The sequence below is a fragment of the Streptomyces sp. SID12501 genome (assembly GCF_010550245.1).
Lineage (GTDB): Bacteria > Actinomycetota > Actinomycetes > Streptomycetales > Streptomycetaceae > Streptomyces.
This window is the reverse complement of sequence record NZ_JAAGLU010000012.1, coordinates 23,082-40,708: the sequence shown is the minus strand read 5'-3', so window position 1 is coordinate 40,708 and position 17,627 is coordinate 23,082. Positions and strand designations below refer to the sequence as shown.

The following is a 17,627-nucleotide window of genomic DNA, read 5'->3' as shown; positions in this document are numbered from 1 at the left end:
TGTTGTGCCGGGTGTTGGGGTTAATTCTAGTGGGTGTGGAGAGAGGGGCAGGACGCACCCCGCGAAGGGTGCTCCCCTGCCCCTCTCACAAGAGCTCGGGGGTCAGGAGACGCCCAGCTCCTTGGCATTGGCCGTGAGGTCCTCGATGCCACCGCAGAGGAAGAACGCCTGCTCCGGGAAGTGGTCGTAGTCGCCGTCGATGATCGCGTTGAACGCCACGATCGACTCGTCCAGCGGTACGTCCGACCCGTCGACGCCGGTGAACTGCTTGGCGACGTGGGTGTTCTGGGACAGGAAGCGCTCCACGCGACGGGCACGGTGGACGACGAGCTTGTCTTCCTCGCCCAGCTCGTCGATACCGAGGATCGCGATGATGTCCTGAAGGTCCTTGTACTTCTGGAGGACCGTCTTGACGCGCATCGCGGTGTTGTAGTGGTCCGCCGTGATGTAGCGCGGGTCCAGGATGCGGGACGTGGAGTCCAGCGGGTCCACGGCCGGGTAGATGCCCTTCTCGGAGATCGGACGGGAGAGAACCGTCGTCGCGTCGAGGTGGGCGAACGTGGTGGCCGGGGCCGGGTCGGTCAGGTCGTCCGCGGGGACGTAGATCGCCTGCATCGAGGTGATCGAGTGACCACGGGTCGAGGTGATGCGCTCCTGGAGGAGACCCATCTCGTCGGCCAGGGTCGGCTGGTAACCCACCGCGGAGGGCATCCGGCCGAGCAGGGTCGAGACCTCGGAACCGGCCTGCGTGAAGCGGAAGATGTTGTCGATGAAGAACAGCACGTCCTGCTTCTGCACATCGCGGAAATACTCCGCCATGGTCAGACCGGCCAGGGCCACGCGCAGACGGGTGCCCGGGGGCTCGTCCATCTGGCCGAAGACCAGCGCGGTCTTGTCGATGACGCCGGACTCCGACATCTCCTCGATGAGGTCGTTGCCCTCACGAGTGCGCTCACCGACACCGGCGAACACGGAGACACCGTCGTGGTTGTTGGCGACGCGGTAGATCATCTCCTGGATGAGCACCGTCTTGCCGACGCCGGCACCGCCGAACAGGCCGATCTTTCCACCCTTGACGTACGGGGTGAGAAGGTCGATGACCTTGACGCCGGTCTCGAACATCTCGGTCTTCGACTCGAGCTCGTCGAAACGCGGGGCCTTGCGGTGGATGGACCAGCGCTCGCCCGAGTACGTCTCGTCGGAGTTCAGTACCTCACCGAGGGTGTTGAACACCTTGCCCTTGGTGAAGTCACCGACCGGGACGGTGATGCCCGAACCCGTGTTGGTGACCACGGCCTGGCGGACCAGACCGTCGGTGGGCTGCATGGAGATGGTGCGGACCAGGCCGTCACCCAGGTGCTGGGCGACCTCCAGGGTCAGCGTCTTCTTCGCGCCGTCGAGGGCCGGGTCGGCCACCTCGACGTGAAGGGCGTTGTAGATCTCCGGCATGGCGTCGACGGGGAATTCCACGTCGACGACCGGGCCGATGACCCGGGCGACGCGGCCCGTGGCAACGGCCGTCTCAACTGTCGTCGTCATTACCTGTCACTCCCCGCGGTCGCGTCGGCCAGGGCTGCGGTGCCACCGACGATCTCGCTGATTTCCTGGGTGATTTCGGCCTGTCGGGCCGCATTGGCAAGTCGGGAGAGCGTCGTGATGAGGTCTCCCGCGTTGTCGGTGGCCGACTTCATCGCGCGGCGCGTGGCGGCGTGCTTGGAAGCGGCCGACTGGAGCATCGCGTTGTAGATACGGCTTTCGACGTACCGCGGCAGCAGGGCGTCGAGGACGTCCTCCGCCGACGGCTCGAAGTCGTACAGCGGAAGGATCTCGCCCTTCCCGGTCGTCTCTGCCGCGACCTCGTCGAGGCGCAACGGCAGCAGGCGGCCGTCGACCGCGTTCTGCGTCATCATCGAGACGAACTCGGTGTAGACGATGTGGAGTTCGTCCACGCCGCCGTCCGCCGTCTCCGTCTCGATGGCCTCGATGAGCGGAGCCGCGACCTTCTTGGCGTCCGCGTACGTGGGCTGGTCGGTGAAGCCCGACCACGACTCCACGACCTTGCGCTCGCGGAAGTTGTAGTGGGCCAGACCGCGGCGGCCGACGATGTACGTGTCGACCTCCTTGCCCTCCGCCTCAAGTCGCGCCGTCAGCTTCTCGGCGGCCTTGATCGCGTTGGAGTTGAAGGCGCCGGCCAGACCGCGGTCGCTCGAGAGGAGCAGAACCGCGGAACGGGTCGGCGTCTCGGCCTCGGTGGTCAGCGGGTGCCTGGTGTTCGAGCCCGTGCCGACCGCCGTGACCGCGCGGGTGAGCTCGGTCGCGTACGGCGCGGAGGCCGCCACCTTGCGCTGCGCCTTGACGACGCGCGAGGCGGCGATCATCTCCATCGCCTTGGTGATCTTCTTGGTCGCGGTGACAGACTTGATACGACGCTTGTAGACCCGGAGCTGGGCTCCCATGAGTCAGGTCCCTTCCGTCGTCACTTGGCCGCGGCGGCCGGAGCGTCTTCGCCGAGAAGCTTGCCGTCCGAGGTCTCGAACTGCTTCTTGAATTCCGCGACGGCGTCGGCGATGGCGGTGATGGTGTCGTCCGACATCTTCGCGCCCTCCTTGATGGAGGTCATGAGGCCCTGCTCCTTGCGGTGCAGGTACTCCAGGAGCTCCTTCTCGAAGCGGCGGATGTCGTTGACCGGCACCTCGTCCATCTTGCCGGTGGTACCGGCCCAGATGGAGACGACCTGGTCCTCGGTGGCCATCGGCTGGTACTGAGCCTGCTTGAGCAGCTCGACCAGTCGCATACCGCGCTCCAGCTGCGACTTCGACGCGGCGTCCAGGTCGGAACCGAAGGCGGCGAACGCCTCCAGCTCACGGTACTGGGCGAGGTCGAGGCGCAGTCGGCCGGACACCTGGCGCATCGCCTTGTGCTGCGCGGAACCACCGACTCGGGAGACGGAGATACCGACGTTCAGCGCGGGGCGCTGACCGGCGTTGAACAGGTCCGACTCCAGGAAGCACTGGCCGTCGGTGATGGAGATGACGTTGGTCGGGATGAACGCCGAGACGTCGTTGGCCTTCGTCTCGACGATCGGCAGACCGGTCATCGAGCCGGCGCCCAGCTCGTCGGAGAGCTTCGCGCAGCGCTCCAGCAGACGGGAGTGCAGGTAGAAGACGTCACCCGGGTAGGCCTCACGGCCCGGCGGGCGGCGCAGCAGCAGGGACACGGCGCGGTAGGCGTCGGCCTGCTTCGAGAGGTCGTCGAAGATGATGAGGACGTGCTTGCCCTCGTACATCCACTGCTGGCCGATGGCCGAACCGGTGTACGGCGCAAGGTACTTGAAGCCGGCCGGGTCGGACGCCGGGGCGGCGACGATGGTCGTGTACTCCAGCGCGCCGGCCTCTTCGAGGGCGCCACGCACGGAGGCGATGGTCGAACCCTTCTGACCGATGGCGACGTAGACGCAGCGAACCTGCTTCTTCGGGTCACCGGTGCGCCAGTTGTCGCGCTGGTTGATGATCGTGTCGACGGCCAGCGCGGTCTTGCCGGTCTGACGGTCGCCGATGACCAGCTGACGCTGGCCACGGCCGATCGGGGTCATCGCGTCGACGGCCTTGTAGCCCGTCTCCATCGGCTCGTGCACCGACTTGCGCGCCATGACGCCCGGAGCCTGCAGCTCCAGGGCGCGACGACCGCTGGTCTCGATCTCGCCGAGGCCGTCGATCGGGTTGCCGAGCGGGTCGACGACGCGGCCGAGGTAGCCCTCGCCGACGGCCACGGACAGGACCTCGCCGGTACGGGTGACCGGCTGGCCCTCTTCGACGCCGCTGAACTCGCCGAGGATGACGGTACCGATCTCGCGCTCTTCGAGGTTGAGCGCGAGACCGAGGGTGCCGTCCTCGAACTTCAGCAGTTCGTTGGCCATGGCCGAGGGGAGACCCTCAACCTTCGCGATGCCGTCGCCGGCAAGGGTGACCGTACCGACCTCCTCGCGCGAGGCCGCGTCCGGCTTGTACGACTGGACGAAGTTCTCCAGCGCATCCCGGATCTCCTCCGGCCGGATCGTGAGCTCCGCCATCTGGGTTCCCTGCTCTCCTTGTTGGGCCCGAAGTTTCACTTGGGGGGATGGGGACTCCCCCCAAAAAGAGGTGAATCCTCTGCACGGCCCAACCAGGGCCGCATTCAAGTACGTACTACGAGTATTGAGTTGCTGCGTGCTGTGCGGCTGCCGGGCGGGCTAGCCCGCCATGCGGCGGCCTGCGTCCTCGATGCGGTCCGCGATGCTGCCGTTGATGACCTCGTCGCCGACCAGCACCCGGATCCCGCCGAGGACCTCGGGGTCCACGTCCAGGTTCAGGTGCATCTGGCGGCCGTAGAGCTTCGCGAGGGCGGCGCCGAGGCGCTGCTTCTGCGGGTCGCTCAGCGGAACCGCCGAGGTGACGACGGCGACCATGCGGTCCCGGCGCTCGGCGGCGAGCTTGGACAGGGACTCGAGTCCCGCCTCCAGGCTACGTCCCCGCGGCGCGGTCACAAGGCGCGTCACCAGCCGCTCGGTCGTGGCCTCGGCCCGGCCTCCGAGCAGGCTGCGCAGCAGCTCGCCCTTGGCGCCGGTGGTCGCGGCACGGTCGGTCAGCGCGGCGCGCAGCTCGGTGTTCGAGGAGACGATCCGGCCGAACCGGAACAGCTCGTCCTCGACGTTGTCGAGCGTGCCCGCCTGTTGGGCGGACGTGAGGTCGGCGAGGTCCGCCAGCTCCTCCAGCGTGTCCACCAGGTCGCGCGAACGCGACCAGCGGGAGCGCACCATGCCGGCCACCAGGTCGGTGGTGGGCCCGCCGACCTGACTGCCGAAGAGGCGCTGGGCCAGCTCGGCCTTGGCCTCTCCGGACTGCGCCGGGTCGGTGAGGACCCGACGCAGCGACACCTCGCGGTGCAGCAGCGCGGTGACCGAAGCCAGCTCCTCGGACAGCTTCTTCGCGTCGGCGGACGTCGAGTCCGTCAGCGCGTCGAGACGCTCCCGTGCGGCGGCGGCAGCCTCGCGACTGGCTCCGTGCACGGTCATCGAGTCGCCTCGGCCTTCTCCTCGAGGTCATCGAGGAAACGGTCGATCACGCGGCTCTGCCGGGCGTGGTCCTCAAGGGACTCGCCGACGAGCTTGCCGGCCAGCTCGGTGGCGAGCTTGCCGACGTCCTGGCGGAGCGCGGACGAGGCGGCCTTGCGGTCGGCGACAAGCTGGGAGTGACCGGCGGCGACGATCTCCTCGCGCTGCCGCTGGCCTTCCGCGCGCATCTCGGCGATGAGCGTGGCACCCTGCTCCTGCGCCTCCTGGCGCAGTCGCGCGGCCTCGTGCCGGGCCTCGGCGAGCTGAGCCTTGTACTGCTCAAGAACGCTCTGGGCCTCGACCTTCATGGCGTCGGCCTCTTCGATACCGCCTTCGATCGCCGCGCGACGCTCCTCCAGAACCTTGTTGATGTTCGGAAGCAGCTTCTTCCAGAAGAAGAAGAACACGATGGCGAAGGCGATGGCGCCGACAAGCAGCTCGGGGCCGGGCGGGATGAGCGGGTTCTGCTCCTCCTCGGCCGCCAGCTGTACCAGGTTGGCGATCACATCAGTGCCTTTCCTTGAAAGGTTTCGATCGTCGATACGTCGGTCTAGTAGACGAACGGCATGACGATGCCGATGAGGGCGAGCGCCTCACAGAACGCGAAACCGAGGATCTGGTTGGCACGGATCAGACCGGCCGCTTCGGGCTGGCGGGCCAGCGCCTGGGTGCCGTTGCCGAAAATGATGCCGACGCCGACGCCGGGGCCGATCGCGGCGAGGCCGTAACCGATGGAACCGATGTTGCCTTCGACAGCGGCGAGGGTCTCAAGGGCAGCCATGCTGATTCTTCCTTCTCTTTCAGGACCGGTGGGGGTTGGCCACCGGACGTTCTGGGGCTGAGGGGGGCGGCTCAGTGGTGCTTTGCGAGAGCGCCCTGAACGTAGGTGCAGGCCAGCAGCACGAACACATATGCCTGGACGGCCTGAACGAAGAGCTCGAAGCCGATCATGACCACGGCCATCACGAAGGAGACACCTGCGGCCGGCACCATCCAGCTGTTGAGCAGGTACCAGGAGGCGACCGTGAACATGACCAGCATCAGGTGGCCGGCGAACATGTTGGCGAACAGTCGCACGGCGTGCGTGAACGGCCTGACCAGCAGGTTCGAGAAGAACTCGATGACCATCACGAGCGGCAGCACCGGGCCGAGCGACTTGTCGTAGCCGGTGACGTTCTTGAAGAAGCCGACGAAACCGTGCTTCTTGAAGGTCAGCGAGACCCACACCACGTAGACGATGACGGCCAGCACCATCGGGTAGGCGATGACCGAGGACACCGGGAACTGTGCCAGTGGGATCACGGACCAGATGTTCATGATCCAGATGAAGAAGAACAGCGAGACCATGAAGGGGACGAACTTCTCGCCCTCCTTCTTACCGATGGTCTCGTAGACGATGCCACGGCGTACGAAGTCGTAGCCGGCCTCGCCGATCATCTGCAGCTTGCCCGGGACCACCTTCGCCTTGCCGAAGGCAAGCGTGAAGAAGGTGACGACCAGGAGGCTGGTGACGATCGCGAGGAGCATCACCTTGTTGAACTCGAACCCGCCGACCGTGGCGATCGGCTTGAAGAGGAACGAGTGCAGGCCCGGAGCCGGGAAGCCACAGCCGTTGTCGGACATGATCCGACAGCTCCAGTCAAAGGCGAGCTGGGTCTGGTCAGCACTCACCACGGGCTCCTTCGGCGTGACGCATGGGTACGGCAACCTCGTTGTGTCGGCGCGGCGCGCAGCCGCGGTTCGGCACTGGACTGGTGTTACGGATGTGAGGGCGGCTGTGGGGCATCAAGCCTCGCGATTGAGCAGGCGTCAGCTTCAGATGCCCGCGCCCGCGATGCCGCAGTTGGCACCGGACGATAGCAGGATCTCTCACACCCGCTTATCCCGGCCCTACCTCTCACGAGGAGTGCCCCGTCTTTTCGGGCCTGTCCCCCAACGTGGAGTCGGGTTCAACGTAGAGGATCTTCGACTTCATGTGGGCACGCGCCTGGGCCGCGATCCAGGCGAGCGTGCCTGCGAGCAGCGTGAGCGCGAAAGCCCTGGGGTTGAACAGCGACGTGTTCTTGAACGCCGCGACAAAGATGAACAGCAGAAGAATTTGGGCCGCGTACAGCATCAGGCCCATTGCCTGGAACAGATGCGGAAGCGTTTTGGCAGTGCGCTGCAAAACGTAAAGCCCGATACCCATGAAGAGAATCACGATCAGCGTCGCGACGACCGCCCCGATCGCTCCTTCGACACCGGCGACCACAGCGCTGACGATGGCGGCAAGAGCGCCGACGGCGGCTGTGGGCACAGCGGATTGAAGCAGGATCCGGACGTCATTGGACGGCATGGCGGCAACTCCGCTTTCGCAGGGGGCGTGGGGTGTCGTCATGGACGAGCGTAGTCCCCGGTTCGAGCAGAGAAACTCGCGCCAATGGACCGTCGCACTGCGGTCCTTCGGCTCTGTCCGGGGTTCTCGTGAACCGTATCACAAACTATTTGATGAGGTCTTTACCTGGATGGCGTGCCCGGTGTCACACATGAGAGTGAACCTGCCCACCTGTGCAGAATCAGCGCCGACTTGTCTGGTATTAGGGCGCTTTAGCCGCCCTGTGCTCTCTCTGTTTCAAGCAAAGCATTAGTCAGATTCTTACCTTGCCTCAACGCGACGACCCGGCTTTACGCCGGTCCAGAAGCCGCGAACGGGGGCCGATCGCCGTCGCCCCGTTGACTCCCGAGACGCCGGCCCGCACCGGAGCACGGTGCTCCGGAGTGGCCTCCTCATCGGCCATGGCCGGCACCGAGGCGGCGGGCGCCGCGGCCCCGGCCTCTTCGGTCGGACGGCCGCGTCGGTAGCGCGGCGGCACGAACCGCTCGGCCCAGCGCGGGGTGCGCGGCGTGAAGCGCGGCAGCAGCAGGAGTACGAGTCCGATCGCGCTCAGTGCCACCACACTGAGGACGATCCACATGGACGCGTTGTTGACCGAGTAGGACAGGGCGCCGAAGCCGATGAGCGCCGACCAGAAGTACATGATCAGGACGGCCCTGCTGTGCGAGTGCCCGACCTCCAGCAGCCGGTGGTGCAGATGCCCCCGGTCGGCCGCGAACGGCGACTGTCCGCGCCAGGTGCGCCGCACGATGGCCAGCACCAGGTCGGCGGCCGGGATCGCGATGATGGTGAGCGGCATCAGCAGCGGGATGTAGACCGGCACCATCTGGTGCACGGTGTTGCGCTCGGACCCGGAGAACAGGTTCATCGCGTCGGGGTCGATCTGCCCGGTGATGGAGATCGCGCCGGCGGCCAGCACCAGGCCGATGAGCATCGACCCGGAGTCGCCCATGAAGATCCGGGCGGGATGCATGTTGTGCGGCAGGAAGCCGAGGCACATGCCCATCAGGATCACCGAGAACAGGGTGGCCGGGGCGGCGGCCTCGATGCCGTACGAGACCCAGACCCGGTAGGCGTAGAGGAAGAACGCCGCCGAGGCGATGCACACCATGCCGGCCGCGAGACCGTCCAGGCCGTCGACGAAGTTGACGGCGTTGATGGTGATGACGACCAGCGCCACCGTCAGCAGGGTGCCCTGCCACTGGGTCAGCGCGACGTTGCCCACGGACGGGATCGGCAGCCACAGGATCGTCAGACCCTGCATGACCATGACGCCGGCGGCGATCATCTGGCCGCCCAGCTTGATCAGGGCGTCGATCTCGAACTTGTCGTCCAGCACGCCGATCAGCCAGATGAGCGCGGCACCGGAGAGCAGTGCCCGCGGCTCGTTCGAGTTCTTGAAGACCTCGTGGAGGTTGGTGAGGTGGTCGGCGACGAGCAGTCCGGCGCACAGCCCGAAGAACATCGCGATCCCGCCGAGCCGCGGAGTGGGTTCCCGGTGCACGTCACGGGCCCTGATCTCCGGCATCGCTCCGGCCACGATCGCGAACTTCCGTACCGGCCCGGTCAGCAGATACGTCACCGCGGCCGTGATGCAGAGCGTCAGCAGGTATTCACGCACAGGCTTCCCCACAGGTCTCGCTGGCCATCCCAGGTCCCACACCCTAGCGAGGGACGCATAAGGATGGGGACTTCCGGGTATCGACGATGGTTGCACGGGCGCCTGTGCACGTTTGACGACTACCCCTCATCGCCCGGGATACGGCGGAAATCTACCGGCCAGCTCCCGCACTTCTTCACGCACCCCACCGCTCTCGGCAGCCCCACGCAGCACCCCCGCCAGCAGCACCGCGATCCGTGCCATCTCAGCCTCCCCCATGCCCTGGGTGGTCAGCGCCGCCGTCCCGAGCCGCAGTCCGCGTGCCTCCCCGTGAGGCAGCGGACAGCAGTCCAGAACCACTCCGGCGGCGGAAAGCAGGCCCCGAGCGGTACGTCCGTCCACACCCAGGGGTGCCGGATCGACCGTGATGAGGTGCGTATCGGTTCCGCCCGTGGTGACGACGAACCCCTCGGCGGCCAGCCCCGCCGCCAGCACCCGCGCGTTGGCGACCACCTGATGGGCGTACGCCGTGAAGGCCGGGGTCGCCGCCTCGCCGAAGGCGACGGCCTTGGCGGCGATCGTGTGCATCTGCGCGCCCCCCTGCGTGAACGGGAAAACCGCCCGGTCGACCCGTTCCGCGAGGTCGGCGCCGCACAGCAGCAGCCCGCCGCGCGGTCCGCGCAACACCTTGTGGGTCGTCGCGCAGACGATGTCGGCGTACGGCACCGGACTGGGCGCCGCTCCCCCGGCGACGAGCCCGATGGGGTGGGCGGCGTCGGCGATGAGGTAGGCACCCGCCTCGTCGGCGATCTCGCGGAAGGCGGCGTAGTCGATGTGCCGGGGGTAGGCGATGGACCCGCAGACGATGGCCTTGGGGCGATGCGCATGCGCGAGGGCGCGCACCTGCCCGTAGTCGATGAGGCCGCTCTCCGCGTCCACCCCGTAGGGGACGAAGTCGAACCAGCGCCCGGAGAAGTTGGCGGGCGACCCGTGCGTGAGATGGCCGCCGTGGGGCAGCCCGAGGGCGAGGACGGTGTCACCGGGGCGCAGGAGGGCGGCGTAGGCGGCCAGTACGGCCGAAGACCCGGAGTGGGACTGGACGTTGGCGTGTTCAGCGCCGAAAAGCGCCCTGGCGCGCTCCACGGCGACGCGCTCGGCGACGTCGACGATCTCGCAGCCGCCGTGGTGCCGGGCGCCGGGATAGCCCTCGGCGTACTTGTTGGCGAGCGGTGAGCCGAGCATGGCCAGCACGGCGGGCGAGGTGAAGTTCTCGGCGGCGATCAGCTGGAGCGTCGTCGACTGCCGTTCGGCCTCCCCGAGCAGCACCTCGGCCAGCTCGGGGTCCTGCCGGCGCAGCACATCAACAGCGAGATCGCCCTCGGGGGCACGCGTGACCGACATGGTGGACTCCGGGCGTCGACGGTGACGTACGTCCAATGTAGGCCGGGGAGAGCGGGTGCGCCCGGTGCACCTGCGAACCGGCTACGTACGCGCGGCGACTCCCGTCAGTGCGGTCACCACCGGGTCGAGCGCCTGCTGTATCTCGTCCCCGATCGACCGGAAGAACGTCAGGGGCGCCCCGTACGGGTCGTACACCTCGTCCGCCTCCGCGGTGGGCGCGAGGAGCCACCCGCGTAGAGCCGCCGCAGCGCGGACCAGTGCGCGCGCCCGTTCGATCATTCCGTCGTCCAGCGGGGGCAGGGTCGCCGGGTCTATCGCCTTCACCAGGCGCGTGAACTCCTTCAGCGTGAAGGTGCGCAGGCCCGCCGAGTGGCCCATGGAGATGACCTGCGCGCGGTGGTCCCGCGTGGCCGTCAGCACCAGGTCGGCCCGGATCACGTGCTCGTCGAGCAGCTCGCGCCCAGTGAAGCCGGAGGGGTCCGCGCCGAACTCCGCGAGGACCGCCTCGGCGTTGGCCTCCATGGGCGCGCCCTCGTGGCCCCACGTACCGGCGCTCTCCACGATCAGGCCGCCCCAGAGCGGGTCGCCGAGCCGGTCCGCCAGGGCATGACGGGTCAGCCGCTCGGTGATCGGTGAGCGGCAGACGTTGCCGGTGCTGACATAGAGGATGCGGAAGGCGTCCCGCGAGGCCCCGTTCCAGTGCTGAGCCCCCGTGCCCCCCGTACGCATGCCTATGCCACGCCCCGCGTCAGGGGCTGTCAATTCGCCACCTCGAGGTCGGGGACCACCTTGCGCAGCTCTTCGGCCGACAGCGCGCCCGCGCGCAGCAGGACCGGCACCTTGCCCGTGACGTCGACGATCGACGACGGGACGATTCCGGGCGTGGGGCCGCCGTCCAGGTAGACGGAGACGGCGTCGCCGAGCATTTCCTGGGCGGCGTCACAGTCCTCGGGGGACGGGTGGCCCGTCAGGTTGGCGGAGGAGACCGCCATGGGGCCGACCTCGGTCAGCAGCTCGATGGCCACCGGGTGCAGCGGCATGCGTACGGCGACCGTGCCGCGGGTGTCCCCCAGGTCCCACTGGAGGGACGGCTGGTGCTTGGCGACGAGTGTGAGGGCGCCCGGCCAGAAGGCGTCGACGAGTTCCCAGGCCATCTCGGAGAAGTCCGTGACGAGGCCGTGCAGGGTGTTCGGGGAACCGATCAGGACGGGCGTGGGCATGCCACGGCCGCGGCCCTTGGCCTCCAGCAGGTCGTTGACGGCCTCGGAGGAGAACGCGTCGGCGCCGATGCCGTACACCGTGTCGGTCGGGAGGACCACCAGCTCGCCGCGGCGGACGGCGGACGCGGCCTCGCGCAGACCGGTCGTGCGGTCGGTCGCGTCGTTGGTGTCGTATCGCCGAGCCATTTAGCGGGCCTCCTCGTACACGTACTGCTGGGGGTAGAGAGTCTGGGTGATGCTCACGGCGTGGCCCTGCGGGCGGTCGCGAAGCGCGGGCGGTTGTTGAGGTCCGGGTGGTCGGCCGCGTCGGCCCAGCCCCGTTCCTCGGTGAAGATCCACGGCACCTGGCCGCCCTGGGTGTCCGCGTGCTCGACCACGACGACGCCGCCGGGGCGCAGCAGACGGTGGGCGGTGCGTTCCAGGCCCCGGATGAGGTCGAGGCCGTCCTCGCCCGAGAACAGGGCGAGTTCGGGATCGTGGTCCCGGGCCTCCGGGGCGACGTACTCCCACTCGGTGAGCGGGATGTACGGCGGGTTGGCGACGACCAGGTCGACCTGGCCGTCGAGGTCCGGGAAGGCGTCCAGGGCGTTGCCCTGCCGCAGGTCGACCCTGGACCCCTCCATGTTCTTGCGGGTCCACGCCAGGGCGTCCTCGGACAGCTCCACGGCGTGCACCCGGGAGCGCGGGACCTCCTGGGCGAGGGCGAGCGCGATGGCGCCGGAACCGGTGCACAGGTCGACGATCAGCGGCTCGACGACGTCCATCGCGCGTACGGCGTCTATCGCCCAGCCGACGACCGACTCGGTCTCGGGACGGGGGACGAACACGCCCGGCCCGACCTGGAGTTCCAGGTAGCGGAAGAAGGCGCGTCCGGTGATGTGCTGGAGCGGCTCGCGGGCCTCGCGGCGGGCGATGACCTCCCAGTAGCGGGCGTCGAAGTCGATGTCCTTGACGGTGTGCAGCGTGCCGCGCTTCACACCGTGCACGAACGCGGCGAGCTCCTCCGCGTCGTTGCGCGGCGAGGGCACGCCCGCGGCGGCCAGCCGCTGGGTGGCCTGGGCCACCTCCGCGAGCAGCAAGCTGCGGGGGCTCGGGGGCCGTCCCCCAATGTTCTGCTGCACGCTGGTCCTCCGGTACTGGTTACTCGTACGGGGCTACGGTCCTCGTACGGGGATTACGCCGCCGCGAGCTTCGCTGCGGAGTCCGCGTCGACACAGGCCTGGATGACGGCGTCGAGGTCGCCGTCCAGCACCTGGTCGAGGTTGTACGACTTGAAGCCGACGCGGTGGTCCGAGAGGCGATTCTCCGGGAAGTTGTACGTACGGATCTTCTCGGAGCGGTCGACGGTGCGGACCTGGCTGCGGCGGGCGTCCGCGGCCTCCTTCTCCGCTTCCTCCACGGCTGCCGCGAGGAGCCTGGAGCGCAGGATACGCATCGCCTGCTCCTTGTTCTGCAGCTGGCTCTTCTCGTTCTGGCAGGAGGCGACGACTCCGGTGGGAATGTGCGTGATGCGCACCGCGGAGTCGGTCGTGTTGACGGACTGGCCGCCGGGACCGGAGGAGCGGTACACGTCGATACGGAGGTCGTTCGGGTTGACCTCGACGTCGACCTCCTCCGCCTCGGGGGTGACCAGGACACCGGCCGCGGAGGTGTGGATACGGCCCTGGGACTCGGTCGCGGGCACGCGCTGCACGCGGTGCACCCCGCCCTCGTACTTCAGACGGGCCCAGACGCCCTGGCCGGGCTCGGTGGCACCCTGGCCGCCCTTGGTCTTCACCGCGACCTGGACGTCCTTGTAGCCGCCCAGCTCGGACTCGGTGGCGTCGATGATCTCGGTCTTCCAACCGACGCGCTCGGCGTAGCGGAGATACATCCGCAGGAGGTCCCCGGCGAACAGGGCGGACTCGTCACCGCCGGCGCCGGCCTTGACCTCCAGGATGACGTCCTTGTCGTCGTTGGGGTCACGCGGAACGAGCAGCAGGCGCAGCCTCTCGGTGAGCTCGTCGCGCTGCTTCTCCAGTTCCTTGACCTCGGCGGCGAAGTCGGGGTCGACGACGGCGAACTCCTTCGCCGTGCCGATGTCGTCCCCGGTCTGCTTCCAGGAGCGGTAGGTCCCGACGATCGGGGTCAGCTCGGCGTAGCGCTTGTTGAGCTTGCGCGCGTTGGCCTGATCGGCGTGGACCGACGGGTCGGCGAGCTTCTTCTCCAGGTCGGCGTGCTCGGTGAGCAGATCCTCGACGGCCTCGAACATGGGGGCTCCTGAAAACGTGTGGTGCGTGGGGGAAGGCGGGCGACCAAAAACGCCGGTCCAGGTACGCCCCGGGGGGCATCCATGGACCGGCGCTGGTGCCTCGCTACTTCGTGGAGCCGGCAGCGGCCTTGCCGAAGCGGGCCTCGAAGCGGGCCACGCGGCCACCGGTGTCGAGGATCTTCTGCTTGCCCGTGTAGAACGGGTGGCACTCGGAGCAGACCTCGGCGCGGATGTTGCCGCTCGTGATCGTGCTACGGGTGGTGAACGACGCGCCACAGGTGCAGCTGACCTGCGTCTCGACGTACTCGGGGTGGACTTCGCGCTTCAAGGGGTTCTCCTAGTTTCGGGAGGGCTCCGGGTCGCCTCCGCGGGATGCGGGTGCGTGAACCGGGGCCGACGTACCAGTCTGCCAGGACTGGGCGCATCCCCCAAAACCGGGGGCGGGGGTTGGATATTCCCGGAGGGCGCGGGAGGGGGTGCTGGGATGCCGTTCGCGGGCGGGTGCGGGTGCGTTGTGGCTTGTCGCGCCCACGCGGCGGAGCCGCAAATGTCACAGCCCCGCGCCCCTGAAAGCAGGGGGCTGCGCCCCGCTGCTTTCAGCTCACCACGCCCGCCGCGTCGCCCTTCGCCGTGCCCTTGGTCGCGGCTGCCGGGATGGGGCGGTCCGTCTTCAGGGCGTTCCAGACCGAGCGCGCCTTGGCCTTGTCGACTATGACCCTGTTGGGGTTCGCGGGGTCGTACTCGACCGGCATGGTGATCATGGCCATGTGGGCGGAGCCGATGCTCTTGAGGCCCGTCGCGAAGGAGGTCAGGGAGCGGACCGAGCCCAGGTCGGAGTCGGTCGTGACGGCCTTGGTGGCGGTGTTCGCCAGGTCGAAGAGCTTCTTGGGGTTCGACAGGACGCCCACGTCCTTGATCTGGTCGACGAGGGCCTTGATGAACGCCTGCTGGAGCTGGATGCGGCCCAGGTCGGAGCCGTCACCGACGCCGTGACGGGTACGGACCAGGCCGAGTGCCTGCTTGCCGTTCAGCTTGTGCGTACCGGCCTTCAGGTTCAGGTGGCTGTCGGAGTCCTTGATGTCCTTCGTCGTGGTCACCTGTACGCCGCCCAGCTCGTCGACGAGCTTCTGGAAGCCGGTGAAGTCGACCTCGACGTAGTGGTCCATACGGATCCCGGTGAGCGCCTCGACGGTCTTCACGGCACAGACGGCGCCCCCCGTGGAGTACGCGGAGTTGAACATCACGCCGGTGGCCGCGTCGTGCGTGACGCCCTTGGTGTCGGTGCACAGGGGGCGGTCTACGAGGGTGTCCCGGGGTATGGAGACCACACTGGCCTTCTTGTGGCCCTCGTACACGTGGACGATCATCGCGGTGTCCGAGCGGGCACTGCCGTCGTCCGCGCCGCCGCCGAGCTTCTTGTTGGCGCCGGAGCGGGTGTCGGAGCCCAGGACCAGGATGTCCTCGGAGCCGTTGTCGACGTTGGTGGGTCGGTCCGTACCGAGGACCTGGTTGATGTCGACGCTCTTGATGTTGCCGTTGAGCTTGAAGTACACGTACCCGAGGCCGGTGCCGCCGAGCACGACGATGGCGGCGGCGATCCAGGCCGTGACGAGCAGCGCCCTGGAGCGCTTGCCGCCGGGCTCGCGGCGGCTGGGCCACTTCGACGGCTTCCCTGGATCAAGCGGATTGCTCTCGGCGGACATGCGCTTCCTTCGGTTTCGTTCCGGTCGGTTACCCCTTGCTTTCAGGGTCAGTCCTGTTTCCGTCGTAACCCGGTCGGTCGGATGGTCAGACGGTCATTACGGAAAAAGGGTTGCACAACGAGCTGTGCCCTTCGCGTGGTGCGAAGGGCACAGCGTGTGACCGAACGGACGGGATGTTCCTCGCGAATCGCTCAGAAGACCCTTTTCACCTGCGGATTCAGCTGATGATGTCCCACTGCTTGTAGTCGGTGCCGACCGACTTCGGTGTGCCGAAGATCTCGCTCGTACCCTTGCCGGTGCCCGGGTAGAGGTACATCGTCCCGGCAGGCGTACGGGCCAGGAAGTCGGCCTTTCCGTCGCCGGTCACGTCGCCGGGGGTGAGCAGGGTGTTGAAGCCGCCCCAGGTGCGCACCTTGACCCGGGCCGCGAAGGCCTGGGAGCCGGCCTTGCCGTTGCCCTTGAGGAGGTAACCGACCGAGCCGGTCTTGGTGCGGGCCAGCAGGTCGGCCTTGCCGTCGCCGTTGAAGTCGCCGTGGCCGACGATCGAGCTGTACTGGTTCCACCCGGTGGAGACCTTGGACGGCGCCCCGAAGGTGCCGTTGCCGTTGCCCGGGTAGATCCACAGGGCACCTGCGGAGTCGACGGTGAGGACGTCGGGCTTGTAGTCGCCGGTGACGTCGCCCGGGGTGATGATCCGGGTGCGGGACTTCCAGTTGGCGAAGATCGTCTTCGTGGCCCAGGTTCCGGCGCTGCCGTCGGGCTCGGGCACGTAGTGCATCCAGTAGACGGCACCCGAGCCACTGTCACGGACCACCAGGTCCTGGTAGTCGTCCCGGTTCAGGTCGGTCTGCAGGACGACGTTGACGCCGTCCCAGTTGCCCCAGGGCTCACTCGCACCGAAGCTGGTGCCCTTGGAGTCCTTCTCGTAGGCGATCTTCGTGGAGGCGCGGCGCAGCCACAGGTCGGCCAGGTGGTCACCGCTGAGGTTCGCGTCCTCGACCCGCGGGTACACGGCGCCGACGTACGAAGTGACCTTCGAGAAGACGCTGTAGGCGCCCTTCTCGACGCAGTCCGTCACACCCCACGAGACGACACCCACGACCTTGCCCGCGACCACGAGCGGGCCGCCGGAGTCGCCGTTGCAGGCGGTGGTGGTACCGGTGTCGCTGCCGGTGGCGGGATTGCCCGCGCAGACCATGTGGCCCTTGATGAAGTCGCTGCCGTACTTGCCGTTGCAGGTGGCGTCGGACTGGATGGGCAGCGTGGCCGTCTTCAGGGTCGCGGAGATGTCCTTGGTGGTGGAGCTGGTGCGCCCCCAGCCGTAGACCTTGGCGTTGGTGAGCGCCTTGTAGGAGGCGGTGTCACCGGCCGTCGTCATCCGGATCGGCGGCGCCGTGACGGGGTACGCGAGCGTCAGGACGGCGATGTCGTTGTCGAACGTCACCGAGCTGTACGACGGGTTGTTCCACTGCCGCCAGACGCCCGAGACGGTCCCGTCGGTGTTCCCGTCGGCGTCCGGAAGCGTCGCGGTACCGGTGATGACGGCGCCGTTGGCGTTCCAGTTGTAGCCCTTGACGCAGTGCGCGGCGGTGAGGATCTTCGTCGGGGCGATGACCGAGCCGCCGCAGAAGAAGCTGATGTCGTCGTCCGTCGTGTCCGTGCCCCTGGTGTCGTCGTACCAGAGCTGGGCCATGTACGGGGCTGCCGCGAGGGTGGTCGTCGAACCACCGATGATCTTCGCGTCCTTGGTGCCGGCGACGGTGCCGGCGGTGAACGTCGTCTTCTTGGAAGCCAGGGTGTCGTCACCGGTGGCCGCGCCGGCTACGCGCTTCTCGAGCTCCGCGGTGCTGTGCGCGCTGCGGCTCAGGTCGGCGGTGGGCTTCGGCAGGGCGGTGGCGGCGTTCGCGGACGACATCATCAGCGCACCGGTGACCGCGGCGGCGAGGCCGGCGGCGATCACGGGAACAACGATTCGCACACGTCGTCTGT

At 67.9% G+C, this 17,627-nt stretch carries 17 protein-coding genes; all 17 read right to left on the bottom strand.

The window, feature by feature from the left end; genetic code table 11:
* Positions 1-102: 102 nt before the first annotated feature.
* The gene (atpD, locus tag G3I71_RS16150; protein WP_164315327.1) at positions 103-1,539 is read right to left on the bottom strand and encodes a F0F1 ATP synthase subunit beta; all 1,437 of its coding nucleotides are present in this window, start codon (positions 1,537-1,539) and stop codon (positions 103-105) included.
* A complete protein-coding gene (locus G3I71_RS16145) occupies positions 1,539-2,456 on the bottom strand; it encodes a F0F1 ATP synthase subunit gamma (protein ID WP_164315325.1) in 918 nt (305 codons plus the stop codon). The genes atpD and G3I71_RS16145 overlap by 1 nt, the downstream gene beginning before the upstream one ends.
* Before the next feature lie 20 nt (positions 2,457-2,476).
* Entirely contained in the window at positions 2,477-4,069 is a 1,593-nt protein-coding gene (gene atpA, locus G3I71_RS16140; RefSeq protein ID WP_164315324.1) for a F0F1 ATP synthase subunit alpha, read from the bottom strand.
* Between the two features lie 159 nt (positions 4,070-4,228).
* Complete coding sequence (locus tag G3I71_RS16135; protein ID WP_164315594.1) at positions 4,229-5,044, bottom strand: F0F1 ATP synthase subunit delta; 816 nt, start codon at positions 5,042-5,044, stop codon at positions 4,229-4,231.
* A gap of 2 nt (positions 5,045-5,046) precedes the next feature.
* On the bottom strand, positions 5,047-5,595 hold the full coding sequence (locus G3I71_RS16130; protein ID WP_164315322.1) for a F0F1 ATP synthase subunit B: 549 nt from the start codon (positions 5,593-5,595) through the stop codon (positions 5,047-5,049).
* A gap of 44 nt (positions 5,596-5,639) precedes the next feature.
* On the bottom strand, positions 5,640-5,870 hold the full coding sequence (gene atpE / locus G3I71_RS16125) for an ATP synthase F0 subunit C (RefSeq protein WP_105970730.1): 231 nt from the start codon (positions 5,868-5,870) through the stop codon (positions 5,640-5,642).
* Positions 5,871-5,941: 71 nt separating this feature from the next.
* On the bottom strand, positions 5,942-6,712 hold the full coding sequence (gene atpB / locus G3I71_RS16120) for a F0F1 ATP synthase subunit A (protein WP_164315593.1): 771 nt from the start codon (positions 6,710-6,712) through the stop codon (positions 5,942-5,944).
* 274 nt (positions 6,713-6,986) lie between these two features.
* On the bottom strand, positions 6,987-7,424 hold the full coding sequence (locus G3I71_RS16115; RefSeq protein ID WP_164315320.1) for a hypothetical protein: 438 nt from the start codon (positions 7,422-7,424) through the stop codon (positions 6,987-6,989).
* Positions 7,425-7,734: 310 nt separating this feature from the next.
* A complete protein-coding gene (locus tag G3I71_RS16110) occupies positions 7,735-9,084 on the bottom strand; it encodes an MraY family glycosyltransferase (protein WP_164315318.1) in 1,350 nt (449 codons plus the stop codon).
* A gap of 126 nt (positions 9,085-9,210) precedes the next feature.
* A complete protein-coding gene (gene glyA, locus G3I71_RS16105) occupies positions 9,211-10,464 on the bottom strand; it encodes a serine hydroxymethyltransferase (RefSeq protein ID WP_164315316.1) in 1,254 nt (417 codons plus the stop codon).
* Positions 10,465-10,545: 81 nt separating this feature from the next.
* Positions 10,546-11,226, bottom strand: coding sequence for a protein-tyrosine-phosphatase (locus G3I71_RS16100; RefSeq protein WP_164315314.1), 681 nt, complete (start codon positions 11,224-11,226; stop codon positions 10,546-10,548).
* Positions 11,223-11,870, bottom strand: a complete 648-nt coding sequence (locus G3I71_RS16095; protein ID WP_164315312.1) for an L-threonylcarbamoyladenylate synthase — start codon at positions 11,868-11,870, stop codon at positions 11,223-11,225. The genes G3I71_RS16100 and G3I71_RS16095 overlap by 4 nt, the downstream gene beginning before the upstream one ends.
* 53 nt (positions 11,871-11,923) lie before the next feature.
* Complete coding sequence (prmC, locus tag G3I71_RS16090) at positions 11,924-12,763, bottom strand: peptide chain release factor N(5)-glutamine methyltransferase (protein ID WP_164315592.1); 840 nt, start codon at positions 12,761-12,763, stop codon at positions 11,924-11,926.
* 95 nt (positions 12,764-12,858) lie between these two features.
* Positions 12,859-13,935, bottom strand: coding sequence for a peptide chain release factor 1 (gene prfA / locus G3I71_RS16085; protein WP_164315311.1), 1,077 nt, complete (start codon positions 13,933-13,935; stop codon positions 12,859-12,861).
* A 103-nt stretch (positions 13,936-14,038) separates the two neighbouring features.
* Positions 14,039-14,263 carry a 50S ribosomal protein L31 gene (gene rpmE / locus G3I71_RS16080; RefSeq protein WP_164315309.1) on the bottom strand — a complete coding sequence of 75 codons (225 nt, stop codon included), beginning with the start codon at positions 14,261-14,263 and terminating at the stop codon, positions 14,039-14,041.
* A 268-nt stretch (positions 14,264-14,531) separates the two neighbouring features.
* Positions 14,532-15,638, bottom strand: a complete 1,107-nt coding sequence (locus G3I71_RS16075) for an LCP family protein (protein WP_164315307.1) — start codon at positions 15,636-15,638, stop codon at positions 14,532-14,534.
* Between the two features lie 217 nt (positions 15,639-15,855).
* Complete coding sequence (locus tag G3I71_RS16070) at positions 15,856-17,556, bottom strand: trypsin-like serine protease (protein ID WP_239149178.1); 1,701 nt, start codon at positions 17,554-17,556, stop codon at positions 15,856-15,858.
* Positions 17,557-17,627 lie beyond the last annotated feature (71 nt).

What these genes read in the sequence shown, in the direction of transcription:
- atpD (WP_164315327.1), bottom strand. Translation starts at nt 1,539, where the DNA reads ATGACGACGACAGTTGAGACGGCCGTTGCCACGGGCCGCGTCGCCCGG.
- G3I71_RS16145 (WP_164315325.1), bottom strand. Translation starts at nt 2,456, where the DNA reads ATGGGAGCCCAGCTCCGGGTCTACAAGCGTCGTATCAAGTCTGTCACC.
- atpA (WP_164315324.1), bottom strand. Translation starts at nt 4,069, where the DNA reads ATGGCGGAGCTCACGATCCGGCCGGAGGAGATCCGGGATGCGCTGGAG.
- atpE (WP_105970730.1), bottom strand. Translation starts at nt 5,870, where the DNA reads ATGGCTGCCCTTGAGACCCTCGCCGCTGTCGAAGGCAACATCGGTTCC.
- atpB (WP_164315593.1), bottom strand. Translation starts at nt 6,712, where the DNA reads ATGTCCGACAACGGCTGTGGCTTCCCGGCTCCGGGCCTGCACTCGTTC.
- G3I71_RS16115 (WP_164315320.1), bottom strand. Translation starts at nt 7,424, where the DNA reads ATGCCGTCCAATGACGTCCGGATCCTGCTTCAATCCGCTGTGCCCACA.
- glyA (WP_164315316.1), bottom strand. Translation starts at nt 10,464, where the DNA reads ATGTCGGTCACGCGTGCCCCCGAGGGCGATCTCGCTGTTGATGTGCTG.
- G3I71_RS16095 (WP_164315312.1), bottom strand. Translation starts at nt 11,870, where the DNA reads ATGGCTCGGCGATACGACACCAACGACGCGACCGACCGCACGACCGGT.
- prfA (WP_164315311.1), bottom strand. Translation starts at nt 13,935, where the DNA reads ATGTTCGAGGCCGTCGAGGATCTGCTCACCGAGCACGCCGACCTGGAG.
- G3I71_RS16075 (WP_164315307.1), bottom strand. Translation starts at nt 15,638, where the DNA reads ATGTCCGCCGAGAGCAATCCGCTTGATCCAGGGAAGCCGTCGAAGTGG.
- G3I71_RS16070 (WP_239149178.1), bottom strand. Translation starts at nt 17,556, where the DNA reads ATGATGTCGTCCGCGAACGCCGCCACCGCCCTGCCGAAGCCCACCGCC.